This is a genomic window from Aliikangiella aequoris (genome assembly GCF_053709105.1).
Genome location: NZ_CM132298.1, coordinates 1,170,459 through 1,197,133 on the forward strand (window position 1 = coordinate 1,170,459; position 26,675 = coordinate 1,197,133).

20 protein-coding genes and 6 tRNA genes are annotated in these 26,675 nt (G+C 40.7%); 15 read left to right on the forward strand and 11 right to left on the reverse strand.

Features of this window, described 5'->3' with window-relative positions:
- Positions 1-14: 14 nt before the first annotated feature.
- On the forward strand, positions 15-3,536 hold the full coding sequence (gene dnaE / locus ACUR5C_RS05175; protein ID WP_454467296.1) for a DNA polymerase III subunit alpha: 3,522 nt from the start codon (positions 15-17) through the stop codon (positions 3,534-3,536).
- A gap of 78 nt (positions 3,537-3,614) precedes the next feature.
- Here the strand turns inward: dnaE and ACUR5C_RS05180 are convergent, their stop codons facing one another.
- The 4 genes from ACUR5C_RS05180 to ACUR5C_RS05195 all read right to left on the reverse strand — a co-directional run bounded on the left by ACUR5C_RS05180 (position 3,615) and on the right by ACUR5C_RS05195 (position 7,502).
- The gene (locus ACUR5C_RS05180; RefSeq protein ID WP_454467297.1) at positions 3,615-4,043 is read right to left on the reverse strand and encodes a type 2 periplasmic-binding domain-containing protein; all 429 of its coding nucleotides are present in this window, start codon (positions 4,041-4,043) and stop codon (positions 3,615-3,617) included.
- Positions 4,044-4,055: 12 nt separating this feature from the next.
- A complete protein-coding gene (locus tag ACUR5C_RS05185; RefSeq protein WP_454467298.1) occupies positions 4,056-5,201 on the reverse strand; it encodes a porin in 1,146 nt (381 codons plus the stop codon).
- Between the two features lie 77 nt (positions 5,202-5,278).
- On the reverse strand, positions 5,279-6,898 hold the full coding sequence (locus tag ACUR5C_RS05190) for a methyl-accepting chemotaxis protein (RefSeq protein WP_454467300.1): 1,620 nt from the start codon (positions 6,896-6,898) through the stop codon (positions 5,279-5,281).
- Positions 6,899-7,016: 118 nt separating this feature from the next.
- On the reverse strand, positions 7,017-7,502 hold the full coding sequence (locus ACUR5C_RS05195) for a GNAT family N-acetyltransferase (protein ID WP_454467301.1): 486 nt from the start codon (positions 7,500-7,502) through the stop codon (positions 7,017-7,019).
- A gap of 216 nt (positions 7,503-7,718) precedes the next feature.
- Between ACUR5C_RS05195 and ACUR5C_RS05200 the strand changes: the two genes are divergently transcribed.
- Positions 7,719-8,762 carry a rod shape-determining protein gene (locus ACUR5C_RS05200; protein WP_454467302.1) on the forward strand — a complete coding sequence of 348 codons (1,044 nt, stop codon included), beginning with the start codon at positions 7,719-7,721 and terminating at the stop codon, positions 8,760-8,762.
- Positions 8,763-8,864: 102 nt separating this feature from the next.
- Here ACUR5C_RS05200 and folD read toward each other — a convergent pair whose 3' ends face one another.
- Positions 8,865-9,728: a bifunctional methylenetetrahydrofolate dehydrogenase/methenyltetrahydrofolate cyclohydrolase FolD gene (gene folD, locus ACUR5C_RS05205; RefSeq protein ID WP_454467303.1), complete on the reverse strand. Its 864-nt coding sequence runs from the start codon at positions 9,726-9,728 to the stop codon at positions 8,865-8,867.
- A gap of 167 nt (positions 9,729-9,895) precedes the next feature.
- On the opposite strand from folD, the gene ACUR5C_RS05210 reads away from it, so the two are divergent.
- The 12 genes from ACUR5C_RS05210 (at position 9,896) to ACUR5C_RS05265 (ending at position 19,582) form a co-directional block, all read left to right on the forward strand.
- Positions 9,896-9,972, forward strand: a tRNA-Pro gene (locus ACUR5C_RS05210).
- A gap of 52 nt (positions 9,973-10,024) precedes the next feature.
- Positions 10,025-10,101 (forward strand) — tRNA-Arg (locus tag ACUR5C_RS05215).
- A gap of 77 nt (positions 10,102-10,178) precedes the next feature.
- Positions 10,179-10,254: transfer RNA gene (locus ACUR5C_RS05220), tRNA-His, on the forward strand.
- Between the two features lie 42 nt (positions 10,255-10,296).
- Positions 10,297-10,381 (forward strand) — tRNA-Leu (locus ACUR5C_RS05225).
- Positions 10,382-10,636: 255 nt separating this feature from the next.
- Positions 10,637-11,956 (forward strand): trigger factor, encoded by a 1,320-nt coding sequence (tig, locus tag ACUR5C_RS05230; protein WP_454467304.1) that lies wholly within the window; start codon positions 10,637-10,639, stop codon positions 11,954-11,956.
- Positions 11,957-12,108: 152 nt separating this feature from the next.
- Positions 12,109-12,729: an ATP-dependent Clp endopeptidase proteolytic subunit ClpP gene (clpP, locus tag ACUR5C_RS05235; RefSeq protein ID WP_454467305.1), complete on the forward strand. Its 621-nt coding sequence runs from the start codon at positions 12,109-12,111 to the stop codon at positions 12,727-12,729.
- A gap of 159 nt (positions 12,730-12,888) precedes the next feature.
- Complete coding sequence (gene clpX / locus ACUR5C_RS05240) at positions 12,889-14,178, forward strand: ATP-dependent Clp protease ATP-binding subunit ClpX (RefSeq protein WP_454467306.1); 1,290 nt, start codon at positions 12,889-12,891, stop codon at positions 14,176-14,178.
- Positions 14,179-14,469: 291 nt separating this feature from the next.
- Entirely contained in the window at positions 14,470-16,881 is a 2,412-nt protein-coding gene (lon, locus tag ACUR5C_RS05245) for an endopeptidase La (protein ID WP_454467307.1), read from the forward strand.
- Positions 16,882-17,118: 237 nt separating this feature from the next.
- The gene (gene hupB, locus ACUR5C_RS05250; RefSeq protein WP_142942036.1) at positions 17,119-17,391 is read left to right on the forward strand and encodes a nucleoid-associated protein HU-beta; all 273 of its coding nucleotides are present in this window, start codon (positions 17,119-17,121) and stop codon (positions 17,389-17,391) included.
- Positions 17,392-17,406: 15 nt separating this feature from the next.
- Positions 17,407-17,482, forward strand: a tRNA-Val gene (locus ACUR5C_RS05255).
- Between the two features lie 38 nt (positions 17,483-17,520).
- A tRNA-Asp gene (locus ACUR5C_RS05260) sits at positions 17,521-17,597 on the forward strand.
- Positions 17,598-17,680: 83 nt separating this feature from the next.
- Complete coding sequence (locus tag ACUR5C_RS05265; protein WP_454467308.1) at positions 17,681-19,582, forward strand: SurA N-terminal domain-containing protein; 1,902 nt, start codon at positions 17,681-17,683, stop codon at positions 19,580-19,582.
- A 27-nt stretch (positions 19,583-19,609) separates the two neighbouring features.
- Here ACUR5C_RS05265 and ACUR5C_RS05270 read toward each other — a convergent pair whose 3' ends face one another.
- The 6 genes from ACUR5C_RS05270 to pspF form a co-directional block, all read right to left on the reverse strand.
- Positions 19,610-20,581: an ABC transporter ATP-binding protein gene (locus tag ACUR5C_RS05270; RefSeq protein WP_454467309.1), complete on the reverse strand. Its 972-nt coding sequence runs from the start codon at positions 20,579-20,581 to the stop codon at positions 19,610-19,612.
- Entirely contained in the window at positions 20,578-21,585 is a 1,008-nt protein-coding gene (locus tag ACUR5C_RS05275; protein ID WP_454467310.1) for an ABC transporter ATP-binding protein, read from the reverse strand. Before ACUR5C_RS05275 ends, ACUR5C_RS05270 begins: the two co-directional genes overlap by 4 nt.
- 9 nt (positions 21,586-21,594) lie before the next feature.
- Positions 21,595-22,482 carry an ABC transporter permease subunit gene (locus ACUR5C_RS05280; protein ID WP_454467311.1) on the reverse strand — a complete coding sequence of 296 codons (888 nt, stop codon included), beginning with the start codon at positions 22,480-22,482 and terminating at the stop codon, positions 21,595-21,597.
- Positions 22,479-23,456, reverse strand: a complete 978-nt coding sequence (locus ACUR5C_RS05285) for an ABC transporter permease subunit (protein ID WP_454467312.1) — start codon at positions 23,454-23,456, stop codon at positions 22,479-22,481. The genes ACUR5C_RS05280 and ACUR5C_RS05285 overlap by 4 nt, the downstream gene beginning before the upstream one ends.
- A complete protein-coding gene (locus ACUR5C_RS05290) occupies positions 23,449-25,014 on the reverse strand; it encodes an ABC transporter substrate-binding protein (protein ID WP_454467313.1) in 1,566 nt (521 codons plus the stop codon). Before ACUR5C_RS05290 ends, ACUR5C_RS05285 begins: the two co-directional genes overlap by 8 nt.
- A gap of 115 nt (positions 25,015-25,129) precedes the next feature.
- Complete coding sequence (gene pspF / locus ACUR5C_RS05295; RefSeq protein WP_454467314.1) at positions 25,130-26,233, reverse strand: phage shock protein operon transcriptional activator; 1,104 nt, start codon at positions 26,231-26,233, stop codon at positions 25,130-25,132.
- A gap of 212 nt (positions 26,234-26,445) precedes the next feature.
- Between pspF and ACUR5C_RS05300 the strand changes: the two genes are divergently transcribed.
- A complete protein-coding gene (locus ACUR5C_RS05300; protein ID WP_454467315.1) occupies positions 26,446-26,661 on the forward strand; it encodes a hypothetical protein in 216 nt (71 codons plus the stop codon).
- Positions 26,662-26,675: the final 14 nt, after the last annotated feature.

The following is a 26,675-nucleotide window of genomic DNA, read 5'->3' on the forward strand; positions in this document are numbered from 1 at the left end:
TTTAATTTTTTAAAATGACCGATAATAATGCATTAGATTCTGTGCCAAGCTCGCCTAGTCAAAAAACTGCATTTGTGCATTTGAGAATGCATACAGAATTTTCTATGGTTGATGGTATTTGTAGAATTAACCCAACGCTTGATAAAGCGGCTAAAGAGTCAATGCCTGCACTCGCCATTACTGACAATGTTAATTTTTGTGGCTTAATTAAGTTCTACCGTAAAGCGATTGCCGTTGGAGTCAAACCTATTGTCGGTGTTGACCTATGGGTTAATGATAGTGCCGATGAAAATGATGTTTTTAGAATTACTATATTGTGTCAAAACGATGCAGGTTATCTTAATGCCAAGAAGCTCGTTTCTAGAGCTTATCAAACCAATCAAAAACTCGGTAAACCTATCGTAGAAAAAAATTGGTTAATTGAGCATAACGAAGGTTTGATAGTTCTGTCTGGCGGAAAAGAGGGTGACGTTGGGCGCGCTTTGTTGGCTAATAATCACGAACTGGCTGCAAGTCATTTAGGGTTTTGGAACTTACATTTTAATAATCGTTATTACTTAGAACTGCAGCGAACTGGGCGAGCAGGAGAAGGTGCATATATTCAGTCTGTTGCGGGTTTCGCGCAAGGCTCGGGCACTCCGGTAGTCGCAACTAATGATGTTTGCTTTTTAGAAAAACAAGATTTTGCCGCGCATGAAATTAGAGTCTGTATTAATCAAGGCAGAGTATTGGATGATCCAAGGCGTCCTAAAACTTATTCGCAAGAACAATATTTAAAAACAGCCGATGAAATGGTTGAATTATTTAGTGATATTCCAGAAGCGATTGAAAACACCATAGAGATCGCAAAAAGGTGTAATTTACATTTGCACTTAGGAGAATATTTTTTACCTAACTACCCGATACCAGATGGCTTAACCATTGAAGAATATTTTTGTATTTTAAGCCGCGAAGGTTTAGAAGAACGGTTAGAGTTTCTATTTGATACCAGTGCCGAGAATTTTGCTGAAATTCGCAAGCCTTATGACGAGCGACTAGAGATTGAGCTAAATGTTATTAACCAAATGGGTTTTCCCGGTTACTTTTTAATTGTTGCTGATTTTATTCGTTGGGGAAAAGATAACGGTGTACCAGTAGGCCCAGGTCGTGGTTCTGGTGCGGGCTCATTAGTGGCTTACGCATTAAAAATTACTGATCTTGATCCATTAGAATATGATTTACTTTTTGAGCGATTTTTAAATCCCGAACGAGTTTCAATGCCAGATTTTGACATTGATTTTTGTATGGATGGTCGTGATAGAGTGATTGATTATGTGGCTGACAAATATGGCCGAAATAGTGTATCGCAGATTATTACTTTTGGACGCCTCGCAGCAAAAGCGGTGATACGGGATGTGGGCCGAGTTTTAAGTCAACCTTATGGGTTTGTAGATAAAATTTCAAAGCTGATCCCGTTTGATCCGGGTATGACCCTAGCAAAAGCATGGGACGAAGAAGAAGAAATTAGAACTCGGTATGCCGAAGAAGAAGAATTTCAAGCAATTTGGGATATGGGCGTAAAATTAGAAGGGATAACTCGAAATGCCGGCAAGCATGCCGGTGGCGTGGTGATTTCTCCCTCTGATTTAACCGACTTTTCCGCTTTGTATTGTGACGAAGCAGGTGAAGGCTTAGTTACCCAATTTGATAAAGATGATGTTGAATCTGCGGGTTTAGTAAAATTTGATTTTCTTGGTTTAAGAACTTTAACTATTATTGACTGGGCTGTCGAAATGGTTAACAAGCAGTTAAAAGATCCTCAAGAAGAGCCGCTAAGAATAGAAGCCATTGATTTAGAAGATAGCGCAACTTTTGACTTGCTCAAATCTGCCAACACAACTGCGGTATTCCAGTTAGAGTCGCGCGGCATGAAAGAGTTAATCAAAAAGCTATTGCCGAGTAGTTTCGAAGATATTATCGCTTTAGTGGCATTATTTAGACCGGGGCCTCTCGGCTCTGGAATGGTAGACGACTTCATTAACCGAAAACATGGCCGCCAAGAGGTGGCATACCCCCACCCAGATTATCAGCACGAAGATTTAAAGCCGGTTCTTGAGCCAACCTACGGCATAATTTTATACCAAGAACAAGTAATGCAAATAGCGCAAGTGTTAGCTAACTTTACTCTTGGCGGCGCGGACTTATTACGTCGAGCCATGGGTAAGAAAAAAGCCGAAGTAATGGAAGAGCAACGTCAAATTTTTATGAAAGGCGCAATTGCAAGAGATGTTGATGGTGATTTAGCAGGGCATATATTCGATTTAATGGAAAAATTTGCAGGCTATGGTTTCAATAAGTCTCACTCTGCAGCTTATGCTTTAGTGTCGTTTCAAACCGCATGGCTAAAAACGCATTACCCAGCGGCATTTATGGCAGCAGTTATGTCTGCTGATATGGATAATACCGACAAAGTGGTTACTTATGTCGATGATGCTAAATCTATGGGAATAAAAATTGTTCCTCCGGATGTTAACCGCGGCCAATACAAGTTTACAATTGATGGTGAAGGTACCATTATTTACGGAATTGGCGCAATCAAGGGCGTTGGCGAAGGAGCTATTCAGTCCATAGTCGAAGAAAGAAACAAAGATGGAGCCTATCGAGATCTGTTTGATTTTTGTAAAAGAATTGATCTTAAAAAAGCCAACCGACGTAATTTAGAAGCACTGATTCGAGCTGGTGCGCTAGATGCGTTAGGGCCAAGTCGAGCGGTGTTAATGGCGTCGTTAGAGCATGCGGTGAAAAGTGCAGAGCAATTTAAGCGCAACCAGTTATTGGGACAAAATGATTTATTTGGGTCGGCAGATGATAAATCGTTAGATGAAAAGCCTGAGTATACTATGGTAAGAGATTGGCCCGAAGCGAAAGTACTTTTGGGTGAAAAGGAAACCTTAGGTTTATATTTAACGGGCCACCCGATAGATCGTTACTTAACCGAATTAAAACATTTTTGTGATACGCGCCTAAATAGCCTTCAACCTACGCGCCGTGGAGAATACGTTTCTGTCGCAGGGTTAATTGTTGCAATCCGCGTGATGAAAACCAAAAAAGGCTTAAACTGGGCTATTGTCACTTTAGATGATCAAAGTGGCCGAGTTGACCTAATGGTTTATAACGAGCTTTACGAAGCTAATCGCGATATTTTGCGTAAAGATGAAATCATTGTTGCCAAAGGTGATATTTCTAATGATGATTTTTCTGGTGGATTAAAAATGAGTGCGGTCGAAGTTAGTGAACTGATTGAAGTTAGAGAGCGCTTATCCAAACAGCTAGAAGTATATTTAGACCTTGATCAAAACAGTTTGCTCAGTGAAGATGTTTACGCTCAGGTTGCCGCGTTTAAAGGTGGGCTATGCCCTGTTAGGTTAGTCGTTAAATCGGCAGGTGTAAACGCCGAACTAATCGCCTCTGGAGAATACTCAGTAAAGCCAACCGATGACTTAATTTTTAATTTAAAGAATATCCCTGGGTGTGAGCGAGTTAATTTAGTTTATTAAGCTTTGCTTATAGCCATTGAATTTAATAAAAAGCCCGCATAAAGCGGGCTTTTTATTTTTACCTAAACAAAGCTAAGCTTAAAACTTTGCGACAACTTTTACCCCAGGATCTACTTTGCTAGCATCTACATAGCCAATGACCGACTGGTTGTCTTTAACCAATTGAATCACTTCATCTTGGTTTGACGCTTCTTTCGGTGGGCTACCTTTACCACTAAACACTAACTTAGACCAATACGCTTTTACCTGGCTAGCAGATTTACCTAAGACTTTGTCGTTAAACTCGTCTCTTGCAGCGCTGGAGCTGTCTTGGTTTACCGGCAGTACTGAGCTACCATTAGGGTATTTCTTCATTTTGCCTAAAAATATACGCTTAATGTCATCAGCGGATAAATTATTCGCATTAGATGGATGAACTATTACTGCGACTTCGGCTGATAGACCGCTTGTATAAAGCGCGCCACCTAGTAAACAGGTGACTATAAGGAAATTCTGTAAGATTTTCATTGTGGTCACCTCTTAAAAGACTGTAGTCAACGCTACTTGGAAAATAGACGTTGTATTGTTAACTGGGTTTAGGTCATCGTAGTCAGTGTAGTCGATTTTCATCGCGACAGAATCACTTAGTTCCCAACGTAAACCTACCGTATAGAATTTACTATCTTCTTCTAATCCAACTGCTACTCCATTGGTTGCGGCAACTAAACCTGCTAGAGGCGGTATTGACGCAGCTGCGCCTAGTACGTCTTCAACTACATCTAAGTCTTCGCCATAAGTGACATGCAATAGCGCATCGCCCCATCGTTTACCAAAGCTCACGTAAAAAGATTCTTGTTTTTGGAGAAGGTTGTTGCCTGGGTCAACGTCGGTAAACTCTGTAACGAACAAAAAGTCGTTATAGTCAATGATAATACCAACACCAGCGAACGTACCTTTGTCGTCGATAGACTCAATGTTGTCGCCGATAGTACTAAAGTCTTGACCAACTAAAGGACCTGTATCTCGCCAAGCTTGGGCTAAGTTGCTCAAATCTTCGGAGAGAATGCTTAAATCAGTTTGCGCATAGCCCAATCTTAATGTAAACCAGTCTCTATTTAGTGTCCAAGCTACACTGACAGCATTTTTGAATACGGTATCTGCGTCAAGTGCTTCAATGTTCCCTTCCGTACGGCCATAGGTTAAATGTAGAGAAGAATCAAAACCGCCGAAACTATTAGAGTAAATTGAACCGATTCCGTCAATTACATCAAACGGCAAACTATAAACACCTTCTGGGGGAGATATCCAGTGGTATGCATAGGAAACGTCGAGAAAGTCAGAGTAGATGTATAAAGGCAACCTTTGTCTACCGAACAATAATCGCCAATTGTCGCTGGCGTCATAACTTAAATACGCCCACTCGGAGTCAACTTCCCAGTTTTCACTGCCTCGAGAAATTAGTTGGGTAGTGACACCCCAACCATCGCCTAGGTCAGCTGAAGCTTGCAAAGCTAAAAGCGAGTTGGAGGCAAAGCCGATTTCGTCATCGTAGCCTCTAAATTCGATTTCTTCAGACAATTTACCACCTGCTAAAGTGGCAAAGCCAGAGAAATTTATTTCAGCAGCCTGAAGCGCTAGTGGCACGCACAGGATACAGAATATTATGGACTTTCTAAGGATTTTCATTGTTATGCTCCTTTTAAGCATTGGTTTTTATCAGTTTTAGTTAGGTTTAAATTAAAAATACGCGTTATTATAAGTTGTTATACTTTAAATTGAGTAGTAATCGACTCTAAAACAGAAGCAAGCTTAGATAACTCTTCGCTCACATTGGACAGCTGAGCACTGGCTTCACTCGATTCTTGAGTTTTTTCTTGAATGTCGATAACCGATTCAACTAGCCTGGTAGAAATACTCGTTTGGTTGGCAGTATCGTGGGCAATTTCTTCGTTCATTTTATTAATCGCCGTTACGGTACCCGTAATTACCTTGAGGCTTTCTCCTGCGTCACTCGCCTGTTCTACACTACGAGTTACTTGGCTGCGGCTACTTTCCATTTTCGAAACCGCTTCTTTGGCGGAAGATTGGAGTTCTTCTAATATTTGGTTGATTTCTTCAGTTGATTCTTGGGTTCTAGATGCCAGACTACGAACTTCATCTGCTACCACGGCGAACCCTCTGCCTTGTTCTCCGGCTCTAGCAGCTTCGATCGCAGCGTTTAACGCCAATAAATTTGTTTGTTCTGCGATACCCTTAATTACTTCTAGCACCACGTTTACTTTAGTTGAACCTTGCTCTAATTTAGTGACAGTTTCTGCTGAATCACTAATGTATTGAGCAAGTGAGTGAATACTATCAATGGTTTGTTGAACGTCTTCTAATCCTTTATTTGCGCCTTGTTGGGCATCATTTGCCGACTCAGATGCTTGAATGGCGTTGTTTGAGATGCGCTCAACACTTTGATTCATTTCGTCGACTGACACTCGAGACATTTCGCTGCTAGTTATTTGTTGCGCAAAAATTGCTTGTGAGTGTGCGGTTAACTCTCTTACTTTGGTCGCGGTTTGAGCTAAAGGAAGGGCGGTTTCTACCGTTTGTTTAATGGTGTTCTGTAATTTATCAATAAAGGTGTTAAACCAGTGAACCAGTTGTCCTATTTCATCTTTACTACGTGACTTTATGCGCAGCGTTAAGTCTCCGTCTTCTTGCGCTATTTGGCGCATGGAGTCGATAATTTGATCTAAGCTGTTTTTAATCGCATGGCTAATCGGTAAAGAAACCGCCAGCAGTAACACTATAGTGACGATACCCACGGTGATCCCGATTGATGCTGTAGCTTCGGTTTGATCATTAACTAAGTTAAATGCTTCGACAAAGTCGTTATTTCTAGCTTGGTTAAAGGCAGTTAAGTCATCTTGTAAATTGCTAAGTAAGTCAGTCATTTTCTGACTTTGGGTGGCAATATTAGAAAAATCAGCGGTTTCTTTGACAATACTTTCAGACAGAGAAAAGGCTCTTTGATAGTAGTTATCTAGTTGGGTCGTTAACGAGCGTATTTCTGCAGAAGTCGTTTTGTCGATACTTGCCGCATTATTAAGCTTTTCACGCAAGTCGCTATACACTTGGTTAGCTGCTTCTAGCTTTTCCTGTTCGTTCATACTGACCGCGTCGCCTAGTGTTCGTTTTATGTCTTCAAGTTGAACAAGGCTATCAGCCGATATTTGTAGCAAAGGGAACTGCACATCTTTAGCATTTTTTAACAAATCTAAATTGTTATTCATTGTAGACAAGCTAAATAAAAGATAAGACATAAATCCTAAAACACCGACAAAGGGAATAAGTAAGATTTTGAGTCGAATTGACTGCTTGGCAAAAAACTCCATATTTTTTCCTCTAAATGGCTCTCAGAACTTGGAGGCACTTGATCTAGAGTGTAGTAGAGAGATTTGAATTTCGCCAAAAAACAAACATATATAGCTTTTGTTTCATTCTTTTTCGATATTATAAGGACTTTAACATTCGGTAATCATCCATAATAAAGCCATTACCAATATCAATTTGTATGGCTTCTTTAACAACAAAGTTAAGTTTTAAGTATATCTGATAGGCCGGGTTAAACTTATTAACCGTTAACTCTAAGTGGCTACAGTCTTGTTGTTGTGCCAAATTTTCAACATAGCGCATCATTTTTTTACCCAATCCAAGCCCTCTAAAGACGCTCAGTAGGTAAAACTTACTAATAAATAAGTGGGCGTCTCGCTTTTGAGTCGCAAAATAGCCTGCAGCTTGGTTTTCATAGGAAACGAGATAGTAGGCAAAGTTTTGGTTAATTTGCGCGGCGATCGCTTCCTCGCTCTGAAACTTCTCTAGCATATAGTTTACTTGTTTGGCTCCAATAATTGGCGTGTAATGTTCTTGCCAGATAGGTTTAGCTAGCATTGCGATGCGTGCTGAATCTTGGGGACGCGCTTTTTCAATTTTTAGCATGGTTTCACTTTTATTAGCGGTGAAATTAAGGAAAATTATGATAGAGGATAAATTATTTAATGCAAACACTTCTGTTTATGAGCTAAGTGAGCGATAATCAGTTTTTAAGTAAGTGATTTATTAATTGTGCGAGTAGCATTTAAGGCTAGTTTTAGCCGCGCTTTTAGTGATTGCTTGTATAGAATTTAAAATAATTACAGCGGAAATTCCTGCATTATGTTTAACAAAATTAGAGGCCTATTTTCGGCCGACTTATCTATCGATTTGGGTACGGCAAATACTTTAATTTATATGAAAGAACAGGGGATTGTGTTAAATGAACCTTCCGTTGTTGCTATTCGTCACGAGCGCGGCGGAAATAAGTCGATTGCGGCGGTTGGGCGTGACGCAAAAGTCATGTTAGGAAGAACTCCAGGCAATATTACTGCGATTCGTCCACTTAAAGACGGTGTTATTGCAGACTTTGAAGTAACTGAAAAAATGCTTCAGGAATTTATACGTAAAGTTCACGACTCAAGCTTTTTTATGCGGCCAAGTCCAAGAGTTTTAATCTGTGTACCTTGCGGTTCTACTCAAGTAGAAAGACGTGCCATAAAAGAATCGGCTTATGGTGCTGGTGCGCGAGATGTTTACTTAATTGAAGAACCTATGGCTGCAGCGGTAGGTGCTGGGCTTCCTGTCGGAGAGGCGCGTGGCTCAATGGTGGTTGATATTGGCGGCGGCACTACAGAAATTGCCATATTATCGCTTAATGGTGTTGTTTCTTCTGACTCAGTTAGAATTGGTGGTGACAGGTTTGATGAGGCAATCATTGATTACGTTAGACGTAATTACGGTACTGTTATTGGTGAAGCGACTGCTGAACGAATCAAACACGAAATTGGCACTGCTTTTCCGGGCAACGAAGTCATGGAGATTGATGTCCGTGGACGTAATTTAGCCGAAGGTATTCCACGTAGTTTTACCATTAACAGTAATGAAGTACTCGAAGCTTTGCAAGATCCGTTAGCTGGAATGATTCGCGCGGTGCGCTCGGTATTAGAGCAGTCTCCACCAGAGCTTGCAGCAGATATTTCTGAAAGAGGCATGGTGTTAACTGGTGGCGGTGCTTTAATTAAAGATTTAGATCGTCTCTTTTTAGAGGAAACTGGACTACCTGTCATAGTAGCGCAAGATCCATTAACCTGTGTTGCACGCGGTGGCGGGAAAGTTTTGGAAACCATTGAAGAGCATGGTGGCGACCTTTTCTGGCAAAACTAAGCTTTAAAACATGATTAGCTAAATATGAATAAAAAAGGCTCACTTTGGTGGGCCTTTTTTTATGTTTTGCCGAAACTTATGTCGGCCGAGTTTTGACTTTTCCTAGCGCTTGGCAATATCAAAACTTTCTGCTGCAAGTAAAGTGTTTTGCATTAAAGTAGCCACCGTCATAGGACCAACACCTCCTGGTACCGGCGTAATCCAACTCGCTCTTTGTGAAGCAACCTCAAACTCAACATCTCCGGTCAATTTGCCGTTATCGAGCCGATTAATACCCACATCAATGACGATTGCGTCTGGCTTTATCCAGTCACCTTTTACAAGGTTTGGAATACCAACGCCTACCACCACTAAGTCTGCGCGACCGACTTGTTCGGCTAAATCACGGGTAAACTTGTGACATACCGTGACTGTTGCTCCAGCCAGTAATAACTCCATCGCCATGGGGCGGCCTACAATATTGCTTGCGCCAACTACGACGCAATTAAGGCCTTTTACATCTATGCCAGAGCTGGCTAACATAATCATGATTCCGTAAGGAGTGCAGGGTCTTAAACGTGGTATCCGCTGCGCCAGGCGGCCAACATTGTAAGGGTGAAATCCGTCAACGTCTTTGTCTGGGCGAATCGTTTCTAAAATTACGCTAGCATCAATATGAGCGGGCAGTGGTAATTGGACTAAAATGCCGTGGATAGATTCATCTTGGTTTAGTGCTTCAATTTCAGCGACCAACTGGTTTTGTTCAATATGACTTGGAAATGCAAGCTTTTTAGAATTAAACCCTATGGTATCGCAAGCCTGCACTTTTTTGCTTACATAAACATGAGACGCGGAATCATCACCAACTAAAACTACCGCTAAGCCAGGAGCACTTAGTCCTTTTTGCTTGCGCTGGTCGACTTTTTGCTTTATTTCTTGGCGTAAAGTTGCTGATATTTTGTTGCCGTCGATCAATTTCGCTGACATAGGTGATTCATCCAATAACTAAAAGAAATATTAGGCTCATTTTCGCAATTGTTTAACTCACTGCCAAGTAAAACTTTTTTTAAAAATAATTACTTTTCTTTGTTGACGAGAATCAGTTTAGTCAGTATTATGCGCGCTCCTTGTGGGGCCAGCCTCATAAGATTGTTCGGGGAATAGCGCAGTCTGGTAGCGCGCCTGCTTTGGGTGCAGGATGTCGGGGGTTCGAATCCCTCTTCCCCGACCAAATTAGCAGTTTCATTTATATGAAGTTGTGCCGGGGTTTCCTGAGGAACAATGCGCCCGTAGCTCATCTGGATAGAGCATCGGCCTTCTAAGCCGAGGGTAGCAGGTTCGAATCCTGCCGGGCGCGCCATTAATGCGTGTCACAGGATTATACCTCAAGTGAAAAAGCAGTTATACTGCCTTCACTAAAAGAAAGAGTTTGTAATGGTGGGCGTAGCTCAGTTGGTAGAGCCCCGGATTGTGATTCCGGTGGTCGTGGGTTCAAACCCCATCGTCCACCCCATATTAAGTCATTTTTGATAAAAAATGACCGCTTTTACAAAGTGCGAGAGTGGCGGAATTGGTAGACGCGCTGGATTTAGGTTCCAGTGTCTTGCGGCGTGAGAGTTCGAGTCTCTCCTCTCGCACCACTTTGTAAAAAATCAATAAAATGAGCATTTTAGACTCATGTTGTTGAAAATTCTGGCTTGAGCTAGTTGGTGGTCGCCTGAGCTTTGGTGCTAGCCAAATGTTGAATGATATAGTGATAAATTATATTTACTCTGCAATTAACGCTCTCGCAACTTTCCTGTATATTAGACTCAACCTTATATTATTATGCATTGGCTATCGAATAGTCAGTGCTTTTTGAGTATTCAATAAAAAATCTCAGTTGGAGCAGACAAATGCAAGTTTCTGTTGAAACCACAAACGGTTTAGAGCGTAAATTAACGATTGGTGTACCTGCGGCGAAAGTCGACGATGTCGCCGTATCACGTATGAAAGAGTTAGCGAAAACTCAACGACTAAACGGTTTTAGACCAGGCAAAATACCCATGAACGTCATTAAAAAGCGTTTTGGACCGCATGTACGTCAAGAAGTGGTTTCGGAAGTGATGCAACGCTCTTTCTATGAAGCAGTCTTGCAAGAAAAGCTACAACCCGCTGGCGCGCCAAAAATTGAGCCAGTAACTATGGAAGAAGGTAAAGATCTTGAATTTACCGCGACTTTCGACATCTACCCAGAAATTGAAGTTAATGCTCTTGATTCTATTAAAATAGAAAAAGTGGTTGCCGAAGTGGGTGATGAAGACTTAAGCAAAATGATAGACACCTTACGTGAGCAGCAAGCCAATTGGGTTGAAGTAAAACGCAAATCAAAAGAAGGCGATCAGGTTAATATCGACTTCGTAGGAACCATTGACGGCGAAGAATTCGCTGGCGGTAAAGCTGATGGATTCGATCTAGAGCTTGGCGCAGGCCGAATGATTCCAGGTTTTGAAGACCAATTAGTTGGAACTAAAGCCGGTGACGAAGTTGAAGTAAAAGTGACTTTCCCAGAAGACTACCAAAATAAAGATGTTGCAGGAAAAGAAGCGCTTTTTGCTACCAAAGTGAATGCTGTAAATAAGAAAGAAGCGCTTAAAATGGGCGAACTAGCTGAAAAACTAGGTATTGAAGATGGTTCAGTCGCTAGTTTAAAAGCAGATATTCGCAAAAATATGGAGCGTGAATTAGCGCAAGTATTAAATACTAAAGTAAAAGAGCAAGTGATGGATGCTTTAGTTGATAGCCATGAATTTGAAATTCCTCGTTCTATGATTGAACAAGAAATTGGTAATCTAAAACAGCAAGCAATGCAGCAGTTTGGTGGCCAAGGAGCTAACTTACCAGACTTACCTAGCGAGCTATTTGAAGACAAGGCTATGCGTCGTGTTAAATTAGGCTTGTTAGTGGGTGAAGTAATTAAGCAAAACAAGATTACTGCAGACAAAGACCAAGTTAAGACTAAGTTAGAAGAGCTAGCTTCGGTATACGAAAAACCAGAAGACGTGATTAACTATTATTTGTCTGACGAAAATCGATTAAACGAAGTAGAGCAGCTAGTACTTGAAGACAGCGTGATTCAGTTTATCCAAGAAAAAGCAAAAGTAACTGAAAAAACAATGACCTTCGATGAAGTGATGAATCCTGAAAAGGAAGAAACAGAAGCAACAGAAAGCTAAAATAAAATACAAATAAAGTATTTTATTATTTACAAACCCGGTATTGAAACTGCTATAGTTAACCCATATGTTAGCTACAAGTCGTTTTAGACCGGGTTTTTGTATGTTTGTCGAGCAATATTCGGCATCTCGTTGAAATATAAGGATTAATAATGCACATGAATTCCATGAGTGAAGCACAAGCATTAGGTTTAGTGCCTATGGTTGTAGAGCAGACCGCTAAAGGTGAACGCTCTTATGATATTTATTCTCGACTATTAAAAGAACGTGTCATTTTTCTTGTTGGTCAAGTAGAAGATCACATGGCGAACTTAATTGTTGCTCAAATGCTATTTTTAGAGTCAGAAAATCCAGATAAAGATATTTCTATTTATATTAATTCGCCTGGTGGGTCGGTCACTGCTGGGATGGCAATTTACGATACTATGCAGTTTATTAAACCTGACGTGTCGACTTTATGTATTGGCCAAGCCTGCAGTATGGGGGCTTTCTTGCTTGCCGGTGGTACTCCAAATAAGCGTTTCGCTTTACCGAATTCACGTATTATGATTCACCAGCCCTTAGGCGGATATCAAGGTCAAGCGAGCGATATTGAAATTCATGCGCAAGAAATACTTAAAATGAGAGAAACTTTAAACCGTATTTTAGGCCATCACACCGGCAGAAAACTAAAAGAGCTTGAAAAAGACACTGATAGAGACAACTTTATGAGTGCTGAGCAAGCTGAAGCATACGGGATAGTTGACAAAGTTATTAGCGCACGAAATACTTAAAAACTGGAAATTTTGGTAAATTTTCGCATACTTAGCAGTAGTCGATTAATTGCCAATGATTAAGATTAAATGTCGATGGATTAATGTTGAGTATTGCCGTTTAACAGCGAACTAAATTAGCGTTAATTGTATTTGAAAGATAATGGTAAAGGAAAGCAGATGAGTGATAACAGAAAATCGGGCGGTAGAGATGATAGCGGTAAGCTTTTGTACTGCTCTTTCTGTGGAAAAAGTCAGCATGAAGTTAGAAAGCTAATTGCAGGGCCGTCGGTCTTTATTTGCGATGAGTGTGTAGAGCTATGTAATGATATAATTCGTGAAGAAATTCAAGAGGTTGCACAAGACAATAACAGTGGCAAACTGCCTACACCTCGCGAAATTAATGATATTTTAGAACAGTATGTTATTGGGCAAGGCGCCGCTAAACGTGTTTTGTCTGTTGCGGTTTATAACCACTATAAAAGGCTTCAATCAGATTCGTCGGTTAAAACCGATGACGTTGAACTCAGTAAAAGTAACATTTTGCTAGTTGGTCCAACAGGGAGTGGTAAAACGCTGCTAGCTGAAACTTTAGCGCGTTTATTAGATGTTCCATTTACAATTGCTGACGCAACAACGTTAACAGAAGCCGGTTATGTTGGTGAAGACGTAGAAAATATTATCCAAAAATTGCTGCAAAAATGTGATTATGACGTTGAAAAAGCGCAGCATGGTATTGTCTATATCGATGAAATTGACAAAATTTCGCGTAAAGCGGATAACCCATCAATTACCCGTGATGTTTCGGGTGAGGGTGTTCAGCAGGCATTGTTGAAGCTAATTGAAGGCACTGTGGCTTCAGTACCGCCGCAAGGTGGTCGCAAGCACCCACAACAGGAGTTCTTACAAGTTGATACCAGTAGTATTTTATTTATTTGCGGTGGAGCGTTTGCCGGCATGGATAAAATCATACGAGACCGCTCTGAACGTTCGGGTATTGGCTTTTCGGCAGAAGTACGAAGTAAAGATGAGTCAAAAAACATTGGCGAAATCTTTAAAGAAATTGAACCAGATGACTTAGTGAAATATGGATTAATTCCTGAGTTTGTCGGCAGGCTACCGGTTGTAGCAACGCTAGAAGAGCTAGATGAAGAGTCATTAGTACGAATTTTATGTGAGCCTAAAAACGCTCTGACCAAGCAATACTCTAAGCTATTTGAAATGGAAAACGTGACTTTAGAGTTTAGAGATGATGCTTTAAAAGCAATTGCTCAAAAAGCAATGGAAAGAAAAACAGGGGCTCGCGGACTACGCTCGATTTTAGAGAAAGTTTTGTTAGATACCATGTATGACCTACCGTCTATGGAGGGCGTTACTAAAATTGCCATAGATGCAGCGGTGGTTGATGGTGAGTCTGAACCATTGCTTATTTATGAGAGCCATGAAAAGAAAGCCGCATCAGAAAAATAAAGCAAAAAAATAAAAAGCTGGCAATCGCCAGCTTTTTATTACAATTTCTATTGAATAACAGTTTCCAACCCCCATATAAAACCAGTAATAATTTTAAATGAAATGGTTATGTTAATTTTTCATTGACTATATACTTGCTAATAATTGTCAATTCTAAGAAATACTTTAATACCCATTGGATTTGTTATAACCCAAGTTGACTAGTAAGTAATCATTAAATATATAAGACAATTTTTTGAGTATCGAATAATACCCATAAAATTAATCAGTCAAAAAGTTAAGAGAGCAAATATGCCAGAGCCGGTTGAAAGTCTACAGTTACCCGTGTTGCCATTAAGAGACGTGGTTGTTTTCCCACATATGGTTATTCCCCTGTTTGTGGGGCGAGAAAAGTCGATTAAAGCGCTGGAATACGCCTCGGAAAACGGTAATCAAGTACTATTAGTTGCACAAAAAGATGCAAACAAAGATGAGCCTGATGCAAAAGATGTATTTGGTTTAGGCTGCGTGGCAAATATTTTACAAATGTTACGTCTACCTGACGGCAATTTAAAGGTTTTGGTAGAAGGCGTTAGCCGCAGCAAAATTGAACAATTAGCATTAAAAGACGAATTTTTGATCGCTACGCATAAACCGGTAGCCAACGTTGAGGTTAAGGAAGCCGAGAAAAACGCGCTTACACGTTCAATTAAATCAATGTTTGATAATTATATTAAATTGAATAAAAAGATCCCTTCCGAGGTCATGAATACTGTGTCTGCAGTAGATGAGCCAGAAAAACTGTCAGACATAATAGCAGCCCACTTAGTTCTAAAGATTGAAGAGAAGCAAAATATTCTTGAAATGGAAAGCGTCGCGCAACGCTTAGAATATTTAATGGGCCTGATGGAAGCTGAAATCGACTTATTAAACGTTGAAAAGAAAATTCGTGGCCGGGTTAAACAGCAAATGGATAAAAGCCAGCGAGATTATTATTTAAACGAACAAATAAAGGCGATACAAAAAGAGTTAGGTGACGAAGACGGTGCTTCTGATATTGAAGAGTTGATGAAAAAGATCAAAGCCGCAGGTATGCCTAAAGAAGCGAAAGAGAAGGCTGAGTCTGAGCTTAAAAAATTAAAAATGATGTCTCCAATGTCTGCAGAAGCCACTGTCGTAAGAGGCTACATTGACTGGATGCTGAATATTCCGTGGAAAAAGCGTTCGAAACTATTTGCAGAAATTGACCGCGCACAAGACACTCTTGAGTCAGACCATTATGGTTTAGAGGAAGTCAAAGAGCGAATACTCGAGTTTTTAGCGGTGCAAACTCGCGTTAAACAACTTAAAGGTTCAGTGCTTTGCCTGGTAGGGCCTCCCGGTGTGGGTAAAACCTCACTGGGTGAATCAATTGCAAAGGCGACAGGACGAGAGTTTGTCAGAATGTCACTCGGCGGCGTGAGAGATGAAGCTGAAATTAGAGGGCACCGCCGCACTTATATTGGCTCTATGCCGGGAAAAATCATCCAAAAGTTGAGTAAAACGAAAGTTAAAAATCCATTATTTTTGTTAGATGAAATCGATAAAATGGCAATGGATATGCGTGGCGATCCGGCTTCGGCATTATTAGAAGTGCTCGATCCTGAGCAAAACTCTAGTTTTAACGACCATTATTTAGAAGTTGATTACGATCTTTCGGAAGTGATGTTTGTGTGTACTGCAAACTCAATGAATATACCCGGGCCACTTTTAGATCGAATGGAAGTAATTACTTTGTCAGGCTACACCGAAGATGAAAAACTGAATATTGCTTCGCGCTACTTGCTGCCTAAACAAATTAGGGTCAATGGTTTGGCCGAAGACGATATAAAAATATCACAGTCAGCTTTAATTAACATTGTTCGCTACTACACTCGTGAAGCGGGAGTTAGAAACTTAGAGCGTGAACTGTCTAAAATTTGTCGTAAGGTGGTAAAGCAGTTAATGCTAGACCCTAAAAAGAAGCAAATCAAAATTAATGCGAAAAACCTAGGTAAATATTTAGGGGTCGAAAAGTATGATTTTGGCCGCGCTGGCGAAACCGATCAAGTAGGACAAGTTACTGGACTTGCTTGGACACAGGTGGGCGGTGATTTATTAACCATAGAGGCTGCTGTCACTAGCGGTACCGGTAAGGCGCTTTCGACTGGGCATTTAGGGAATGTAATGCAAGAGTCTATTAAGGCCGCTATGACGGTTGTACGCAGCCGAGCGAAGTCTTTAGGGGTAGATGAAGAGTTTTATCAATCAAAAGACATTCATGTGCATGTTCCTGAAGGTGCTACCCCGAAAGACGGACCAAGTGCCGGTGGTGCTATGTGTACCGCTTTAGTCAGTGCGTTAACTGATATTCCAGTGCGCAGGGACGTCGCCATGACAGGTGAGATAACTTTACGCGGTGAAGTCTTACCAATCGGCGGCTTAAAAGAAAAACTGCTTGCAGCTCATCGTGGGGGGATTAAAAAGGTTTTAATTCCGCAAAAGAACGTTCGCGACTTGAAAGAAATACCTCAAAACGTGATTGGTGGATTGGAAATAGTGCCGGTTAGATGGATTGATGAAGTGTTAGAGCAAGCGCTAGTGCATATGCCGACACCCATTAGCGAAGAGAGTAAAACCGAAGCGAAGGGGAAAAAAGCACAGGCAGGCACAAAATCAAGAAAGGCAGCGGTTAAACCCCACTAAAAAACGGGTCAAGAGTAAAGCCGAATATTTGTAACATATAATGTAAAATATCCTAGTGAACTAACGAAAATAAGGAAAACGCTGCTATTTTAACCAAAGCCTCGGTTTTTCTGGGGTTTCGAGCATTTGTCGCTTGACAGACAATTTACTCCATTGGTATAAAGTTATCCGCAAGGGGCACACATGTTAGAAAAAACGTGCTCTTATTTTTAAAGATAAGAATTAAAGGGGAATTAAGTGAATAAATCTGAACTAGTAGATGCGATTGCATCAGGTGCCGACATTTCTAAAGCTTCAGCAGGACGTGCATTAGACGCGATGATCGACTCAATCACAGAAACACTTCGTAAAGGTGATCAAGTAGCATTAGTTGGTTTTGGAACATTTTCTGTTAAAGATCGTGCAGCTCGTACAGGACGCAATCCACAAACAGGTAAAACTATCGAAATTCCAGCAGCAAGAGTTCCTGGATTTAAGGCTGGTAAAGGGCTTAAAGACGCGGTAAACTAGCGCTCCTTTTTAGATGGGCGCTTAGCTCAGTTGGGAGAGCATCGCCCTTACAAGGCGAGGGTCAGTGGTTCGAGCCCACTAGCGCCCACCATCTAAAATGTGTGACAACTTTTTAGATGAAGAGTTTTAGGAGCGGTAGTTCAGCTGGTTAGAATACCGGCCTGTCACGCCGGGGGTCGCGGGTTCGAGTCCCGTCCGCTCCGCCAGAATAAGCGCGCCTTAATCGGCGCGTTTTTTTATTCAGTGTTATAACAAAAATATAGATCAACATTCAGAAGAGCAACTCGCTATGTTAGAAAGCATCAGAGAAGGGGTTAAAAAACCCTGGGTTAAAATCGTCATTTTCATCATCGTAATATCCTTTGTTTTTGCAGGCTATTTCTCATCTTCGTTTTTCCTTGGTGATCCCAATGCCGTAGCTATAGTAAATGGCAATAGTATCTCTAGAATAGACTTTCAGCGTGCCTACAATAACACCAAGTCACAACGTCAAGATTACTATAATGCGACGGTTAAAACGGACGAAGACGAACGTAAGTTTCAAGAAGATGTGTTACAGCGTTTAATTGATGAAGAGGTTCGTAAACAAGCTATTGTTGACCTTGAAATGCGCCTTTCGACTGATGCATTACGCCAATTGATTCAAACTGATCCTAACTACGTGGTAGATGGGCAGTACTCGCCAGGGTTAGTAGAACAAACGATTATTCGAGCTCAGATGAGTAAGAGTAAATTTAAAAGCATTTATGCTCAACAAGGTGTGACTCAGCAACTTGTCGCTGGCTTAATGGATAGTGAGTTTGCTTTACAAGGCGAAGCTAAAGCTGACTTTGAGATAATGACAGAGTCTCGCAGCGGTAAAGCATTACAAGTGGATAGTGCAGCTTTTATCGACAAAATTGAATTATCCGACGAAGCAATACAAGCCTATTATCAAGAAAACTTAGAAGCGTTTCGAGTGGAAGAAAAAGTTTCGGTGGAATATATTGAGATTTCTTTAGATAAATTAAAAGCAGCTCAACAAGTCACTGACGAAGAAATAACTGCTTTTTACGAAAATAATATAGAGAAATACAAAACCGAAGAACAAAAGCGAGTTTCACATATTCTAGTATTGGCCAATGATGATGAAAGTGCTGCACTTGAAAAAATTCAAGAAATTAAAGCGAAAATTGATGCTGGTGAATCTTTTGCTGAGTTGGCCAAACAATTCTCAGACGATGTCCCTACCAAAGAGTCTGGTGGTGATTTAGGGTTCCTTTTAGAGGGAGCTATGGAAGCTTCTTTTGAAGAAGCGGCACAAGCCCTGCAAAATATTGGTGATGTTTCTGAACCGGTTAAAAGTGATTTTGGTTATCAATTAATTCAGCTAACTGAAGTAAAAGATGGTTCGGCTATTCCTTTGGCTGAGGTAAAAGACGAAATTAAAGTGGCTATACAAACGACAAAAGCGGAAGAAGATTATTACGCTAAGTCAACTCAATTAGCTAAATTAGCATTTGAAATTGCAGACTCTTTAACCGAAGCGGCGAGTGCAACAGGGTTAGAGGTAAAGACTAGCCCGTTATTTGGGCAAAGTTACAAGCAAGGGTTATTTGCAAATCAACAACTAAAAAATGCTGCGTTTAGCTCAGATGTTATTGAAGCTCAGTTAAACTCTGAACTGGTAGAGATTGCTGATAAGCATGCCGTGGTTTTACGTGTTAAAGAACATGTTCCAAGTCGTGTTCAAGCGCTTAGTGAAGTTAAGGCGAGAGTTGAGCAAAACTTAAAGCAAACTCAAGCGAAACAAAAAGCTCAACAAGTAGCGAATAGTATTTTAGAGCAGCTCAAACAAGGCCAAGCAGCAAGCCAAATAATGGCAGAGCATAACTTGGCGTGGCAAGACTTAAATAAGCTACAAAGAAATAACGCACAGCTGCCCTTTTTGGCTAATGCAGAGTTCTTTAAGATGACTAAACCAAATGAAGGTGAAGTTGTTTATAATATTGTTGAAGGTATTCAGGGGGCGACATTGTTAATGTTAAACCAGGTTGAAAAAGGCGACTATTCAACTGCTGAAGAAGCTGAAATAAACCAGCGTATGTTATTTTTAAATTCTTACTATTCGAATGCAGAGATAAGTGCTTTTATTGAAGAAAAGCGCCTAAAATCGGAAGTAACGAGAAACTTAAATAATTTAGTTCAGTAAGTTTGAGAAGTGTTGATAAAAAGCGGCTTAATTGCCGCTTTTTTGTTGCTGACTATTAAAGCAAGCAATGCGGAAGCGATCACTCGTGTTTAACAGTGGCGGTTTTTCTTGCTCGCATTGCTCGGTCGCGTGTGGACACCGGCTTAAAAAATTACAGCCATTAAGGTTAGACTTTTTTGAAGTCGCGAAGTTTGGCGTAGGGAAGTTTGGAAAACGTTTGCGATACATTGGCGTGCTAGCAAATAGTGCTTGGGTGTATGGGTGTTGCGGCTGGTCAAATATTTGCGCGATTTCCCCGCACTCAACAATTTCTCCACGATACATTACCATAACTTCATCGGCTATATGCTCAACCACATTCAAATCATGTGAAATAAACAAATAAGAAATTCCCATTTCTTCTTGTAACTCTTGTAGTAAGTTGAGTATTTGCGCCTGAATTGATACATCCAGCGCTGAAAGCGGCTCGTCAGCGATAATAATTTGTGGGTCAAGAATAATTGCCCTAGCTATAGCAATTCGTTGGCGTTGCCCCCCAGAGAACATATGTGGGTATCGATATTGGTGTTCAGATAAAAGTCCTACCCGGTTTAAGGTTAGAGCAACTTTATCACTAATTTCTTTATTGCTTAATTTAGTATTTATTCTTAACGGCTCGGCTAAAATATCGCCAATTCTGGCTTGTGGGTTGAGCGAACCAAAAGGATTTTGAAAAATCATTCGAATATTTTGAAAGCGTTCTTTACGCTGTTTGCGGCTGTGATAGTTTAGCTTTTTGCCATTAAAATAAATTTCTCCAGAAGAGGGTTTTTCAATTCCAATAATTTGGCGAGCAAGTGTCGATTTGCCTGAGCCTGACTCACCCACAATGGCTAAAGTTTTGCCTTTATCGAGACTAAAACTTACATCGGTTATGGCGTCTAAATGACTGGCTCGACCAAACCCAAGCCCTTTTATGGGGTACTTTTTAGAAATACTCTTAGCAATAAGTAAGCTCATTCGCTTGCCCTTATTTGTGTAAGCTTGGTCGGTTTTCTGCGTGCTGCAACATGGCAGCGAACTTTGCCGTAGTTGGGAACGCTTTTTAAGATTTGTTTTTTAACACATTGCCTTTCAGCAATAGGGCAGCGTGGCCCGAGTCGGCAGCCTACTGGTAATTGATCAAGCGCTGGAATATTGCCGTTTAATGCAAATAACCGAGAACCCTTTTTATGTCGATCACCCATTTGAGGAATGCTGTCCATCAATGCTTTGGTATAGGGGTGGCGCGGGTTAGTTAAAATATTTTCGGTTGCGGCGTGTTCCATGAGTTGTCCAGAGTAAAAAACGCCGATGCGATCAGTATTTTCAGAGAGCAGTGCAAAGTCATGAGTAATAAACATAAGCCCCGCGTTTTCGGCTCGACTTAAATTAACTAACAAATCAATAATTTGTGATTGTATAGTCACATCTAATGCAGTAGTCGGTTCGTCGGCAATAAGTAATCGAGGTTTACAAGCCAAAGCGGTCGCAATAGCAACACGCTGATTCATTCCACCAGACAGCTGGTGAGGATACATTTTGAGGATATACTCGGGTTGAAAAATTCCCACCGAATCTAATAATTCTAGCGCGCGGGTTCGGCGCATTTTTTGACTTCCGCCTTGATGAATAGCGATTGTTTCTTCTAAATGCGTCGCGATTGAAAAACAAGGATTTAAACTTGCTTGCGGTTCTTGAAATATGATCGATACTTTAGATGCGACAAATATGGCGCGCTCTTCTGCAGAAAGCTTCATTAAATCCTGGCCATCTAAATTGATATAATCAGCGCGCATTTCCATTTTGGGCGAAAGTAAGCCCATTATGGCAAGTGCAAGAACGCTTTTACCAGAGCCAGATTCACCAACAATTCCCAGAATTTCACCATTGCTCATCTTTAAAGACAGGCGCTCAATAATTGGGAAAGTTCCTGAGTCTGTGTGATAGTCGACCGACAAATTTTCTATTCGTAATAGTGGCATAGTAGGCGCTTAATTATCCAAATCCATTGCGTCTCTTAACCCATCACCGACCAGATTAATTGACAGTAAAGTAAAAAATATTGCTAAACCCGGCAGTGCAACGGTCCAAGGCGCAACGGTAATATAAACATAAGACTCTGACAGTATGGTTCCCCATTCAGGGTGAGGAGCTTGCGCACCTAGCCCCAAAAAGCCGAGCGCGGCAATCTCTAAAATTGCGGTAGAAAACGCGAGTGTTAATTGTACAATGAGTGTGGGAATTATATTGGGTAGAATAGAGCGAGTAAATAAACGGTAACGGCGTGCACCATCAAGCATCATAGCGGTAATATATTCCTTACTAAGCTCTTGATTAATGGCATTACGAGTTAGCAAAACAAAGTGAGGAATTAATACAATGGCAACAGCATAAATCGCATTAGGTAGCCCTGGACCAATTATTGCCACAATAACGATGGCTAGCAATAAAGACGGCAATGCTAAAATTAAATCCATAAGGCGTAAAATAATTTGGTCAATCACTCGATTAGATAACGCAGTGATACAGCCAAGGGTTATGCCGATAATACCAGCGATCAAAACAACCGTTGCAGCTAGCTTTAACGATAGCCTTGCGCCATGAACCAGTCGAGAGAATAAGTCTCTACCTAAATCATCGGTACCCAATAAATACTTGGGCATGCCTTCGGCTGTCCAAATAGGCGGAACTTTTTGATGTTCGAACTGAAAGGCCGGATCAAAAGGTGCAATCCACGGAGCAAAAATAGCGACAATAATAATAAAAAGTAAAATGATAGCAGAGCCAAGCGCCAGTTTATTGCTAACAAATTTTTGTCGCCAACGTGCAAAGGTGCTGGGTATTTCTGACTCTTGATAAAATTGTGGCGAGCTAATCATTTTCTATGCCTTATTCTAGGATTCAATAGGTAGGTTGCTATTTCCACTAAAATATTGGTGAATATAACAATGATAGCAATACCAAGTAGCCCGCCATGAATAGTAATTAAGTCTCTTCTGTGAACTGCTTCTAATAGCCATTTCCCAATGCCTGGCCATGAGAAAATAGTTTCTGTAATTAACGTGCCTGTGATTAAAACACTGATTTGTAACCCAACAACGGTAATGATAGGAATAAGCGCGTTGCGTAATGCGTGTACCCAAATAATTCGAGAGTAGGGCAAGCCTTTCGCTTTGGCATTGCGAATATAATCACTTGATAACACTTCGATCATGGCTGAGCGAGTCACTCGGGCAAAAATAGCAACAGGAATAGTCGCTAAAACAATTGTCGGTAAAATCAAGTGTTGAACTGCATTAAAAAAAGCTTCTAATGCATAAGGTTGAGTACTAATTAAAGTGTCGATTAGCATAAATCCAGTAACGGGCAAAATGTCGTATTCAAAACCAATTCGGCTGGCTACTGGGGTAATACCCAATGTAAGCGAGAAGAATAAAACTAATAACATGCCCCACCAAAAAATAGGCATGGAGTAGCCGATTAAAGTGGTTGAAATAACCAGTTTGTCAGGCCACTTGTTTTTATTTTCTGCGGCAAAAACTCCCAAAGGTAAGCCAACACATAAGGCGAGTAATAAGGCGGCAATTGCAAGTTCAAGTGTGGCTGGAATGTGGGTTAAAAATTCAGAAAGTACACTGTTACCACTTATCCGAGACTGGCCCCATTCGCCCTGTAAAATTAACTGTAAATAATCAAAATAGCGTTCTAAAAAGCTCGCTTGATTATTAATTAACTCATTAAAATAAAAAGAGTGTTCTTTAGGAATGAGCTCGGTAAAAGTAAAGGTTAAAATACTTAAGGTAAACAGACTAATTAAAAGCAGCCCAGTTTGGCGCAAAACAATATTAATCATCGGAGCTTAACTCCTCAATTTCCTGCGAGGCTTGCAGTGCTTTTAAAGTTACGCCGCCAAAATAAACACCACCCGCAGGAATAATTTGAAAATTTTCTACCCGTTTATTGATAATAGAGTGTTGAGTCGAGTGTGCAATCGGTACCCAAGGTGCATTATTGATAAAAACTTGCTGAGCTTTTTTGTAAAGCTGTATTCTATCTTCTTTGAGGGTGAGTGCGCGCGCACTGTCAATGAGCTGGTCAAAGTTTGGATCGCACCAAAAGGCAGAATTAGTACCAGAGATGGTTGCGCTGCAACTTAGCAAAGGAGAGAAAAAATTATCTGGATCACCATTATCACTAATCCAACCCATGAGCGCAGCATGGTGTTGTCCGCGCCGAGTATTATATAAAAAAGTTCCAAACTCGAAAGTGCTAATAGACACGTTAATATTTAATTGACGAAGATCTTGCTGTATTAGTTCGGCCATTTTTTTTGCATTTGGATTGTAAGCGCGCTGTGCTGACATTGTCCAAATTTGCATATCAAAACCTTGCTCATATCCTGCTTCTTGCATTAGACGTTTTGCGGTGGCTAAATTAAATCCGTAATCTTGTAGTCGCAGATCATAAGACCAAATACTGGGCGGAATTGGACTTTTGGCTACCGTCGCGGTGTTTTGATACACCGTACTTATAATTGACTTTTTATCAATGGCTAAGTTGATGGCTTGACGAACTTTAAGGTTGTTAAAAGGCGCCTTACGCGTGTTTAAAGATAGGTAAGCCACATTAAGTCCTGGTTCACTTAAAACCTTTAGGTTTTTATGCGAACTGGCCACATCAATATGCACCGGCAATGGGTTAGCCATCACATCACATTCACCTGCAATCATGCGCGCGAATCTAAGAGAGGGATCTGGAGTGATCGCAAAAACTAAGTTCTCAAGTTCGGGCTTGCCTTGCCAGTATTCTTGATGTGCCCTAAACCGAATGTAAGCGTCGGGTTGGTATCTTATTAATTGAAATGGGCCAGTACCAATAGGTTGGTTGTCGATAAGTTGCGGCGTGTTATTTGCTAGTAAATTTTGCGCATATTCTGCAGACAAAATAGAAGCAAAATCCATTGCTAAAGTTGCTAAAAATGGGCTCTCAGAGCGGCTTAATTTGAATTTAACCGTATACTCGTCGATTTTTATTATATCTTCGATGAGCTTATCGAGTGCCATCGAATTAAAGTAGCCAAAACGCAGGTTAGATATATTATGAAACGGATGGTCGGGCAATCGTTGTCGGTTAAAGCTAAATAAGACGTCATCTGCGTTTAACGGGCGAGACGGAGTAAACAGTTTATTACTGTGAAACTCGACATCTTTGCGCAGAAAAAAGGTGAATTCTTTACCGTTTTTTGACACGCTCCAGCGAGAGGCAAGTGCCGGTTTAATATTGGTTGTACCGGGAATAAACTCAACCAGTCGGTTATATAAAGTGCGTGAAGACGCGTCAAATGTTGTCCCAGATGTGGACAATTGCGGGTTAAAAGTTTCTGGGCTACCTTCGGAGCAATAAATTAACACATTGGCTTTTACTGCAGAGCTTGTTTGGTAGCTGCAGCTGCTTAAAAGCAAACAGCTTACGCTGCAAGAAAACAGTACAGGGAATAATTTTTGTAATTTGAATAACACCACTAGATCACTTTTGGTCGAGTAATTGGTATTTTTTGAGGTAGCCTCTGAGTTGATGATAAGTCAAGCCGAGTAATTCTGCACACTTTTTCTGATTAAACTGTGCTGTCTCTAAGGCTTGATTAATTAAATCGACTTCTTGATCGGCCATGGTTTGCTTTAAATCGATAGGAAAATTAGGCGCGCTAGTGAGGTTGCTTTTGGAACTGATTAAATCCTCTGAGTTTTCAATTGAAGAGGGTGAACAAGTCTCTTGGTTTTTAAATGCAGCATCTGGCGGTGTACTGTCGTTCCAACTCTGCATAGAATGATTGCTATTATCTCCACTCAGTAAATAGGGTGAGTCAAAAGGATTAAACTGGATAGACTCTATTATTTGGTCTGGCTGGTTTTTATAGATATTTCGCTCAACGACATTTTTAAGTTCTCTCACATTGCCTGGCCAAGGGTAGTTAAGTAGCTCTAGCTCTGCTTGTTTACTAAAACCAGCGAAGTATTCTCTTTCTAGCTCTCGGGTCATCGCTAGCCCAAAATGTTGCGCAAGAATTAATATGTCTGAGATTCTCGCGCGCAGTGGTGGTATTGTAACTACGTCAAAAGCTAGCCTATCGAGTAAATCTGCTCTAAATTTTCCTTGTTGCGCTTTTTGCGGTAAATTTTCATTAGTCGCTGCGACAATGCGTACATCGACTTTAATGGTTTTATTGCCGCCAACGCGTTCCATTTCGCCATATTCAATCACTCTAAGTAGCTTCTCTTGCACTGCGAGCGAACTATTACCTAGCTCATCTAGAAAAAGAGTTCCTTTGTCAGCTAACTCAAACCGGCCTAGGTGGCGCTTGTTTGCGCCAGTAAAAGCGCCAGACTCATGCCCAAACAGCTCTGTTTCTAGCAAATTTTCATTAATTGCCGCACAGTTTAATTTAACGAAAGGTTGCTCCCAACGAGGTGAGAGATAATGCATCCTCGCGGCAATCAGCTCTTTACCTGTACCGCGTTCGCCAACAATTAGTATGGGTTTATCTAGCGCTGCTAATAATGAAACCTGTTCAATAACTTCTAAAAAGCTGCTCGCTTCACCAATTAAATTATCGACGTTTTCCGATTTCATAATAGTTTTAGCTCTTTTTATTTTTGCAAGTTAGTCAAATTGACTAAATGATGGAGTATTTTTGCATACTGGGACTCACTAAGTCACGCGATTATTTTATAAAATCAAATAAATACAATAAGTTAGTGAGTCAATAAATAGTTGGCATGATTGCTGTATTACTTTTGGTAAGTTTAACGCAAATAGTCAAATTAACTAAAAGGTAAAAACGGATGTTATCAACAAAGACTAAAGTGGCATTTTCTCGTCGTCACAGTAAAACCATAGTCGAGATAATCATTGGGGTCATTGGGCTGTTAGGAATTATGGTGGCTCAAATTGACCACACCAACAAGGATTTTGGGCTTAAAGAGCGGCAGTTTAGTCAGAATATGAGTGAATTACCGCCCTTACAAACACCAGTTAATTGGTTAGAGTTGTTATTTTAATAGAATTAAGCACA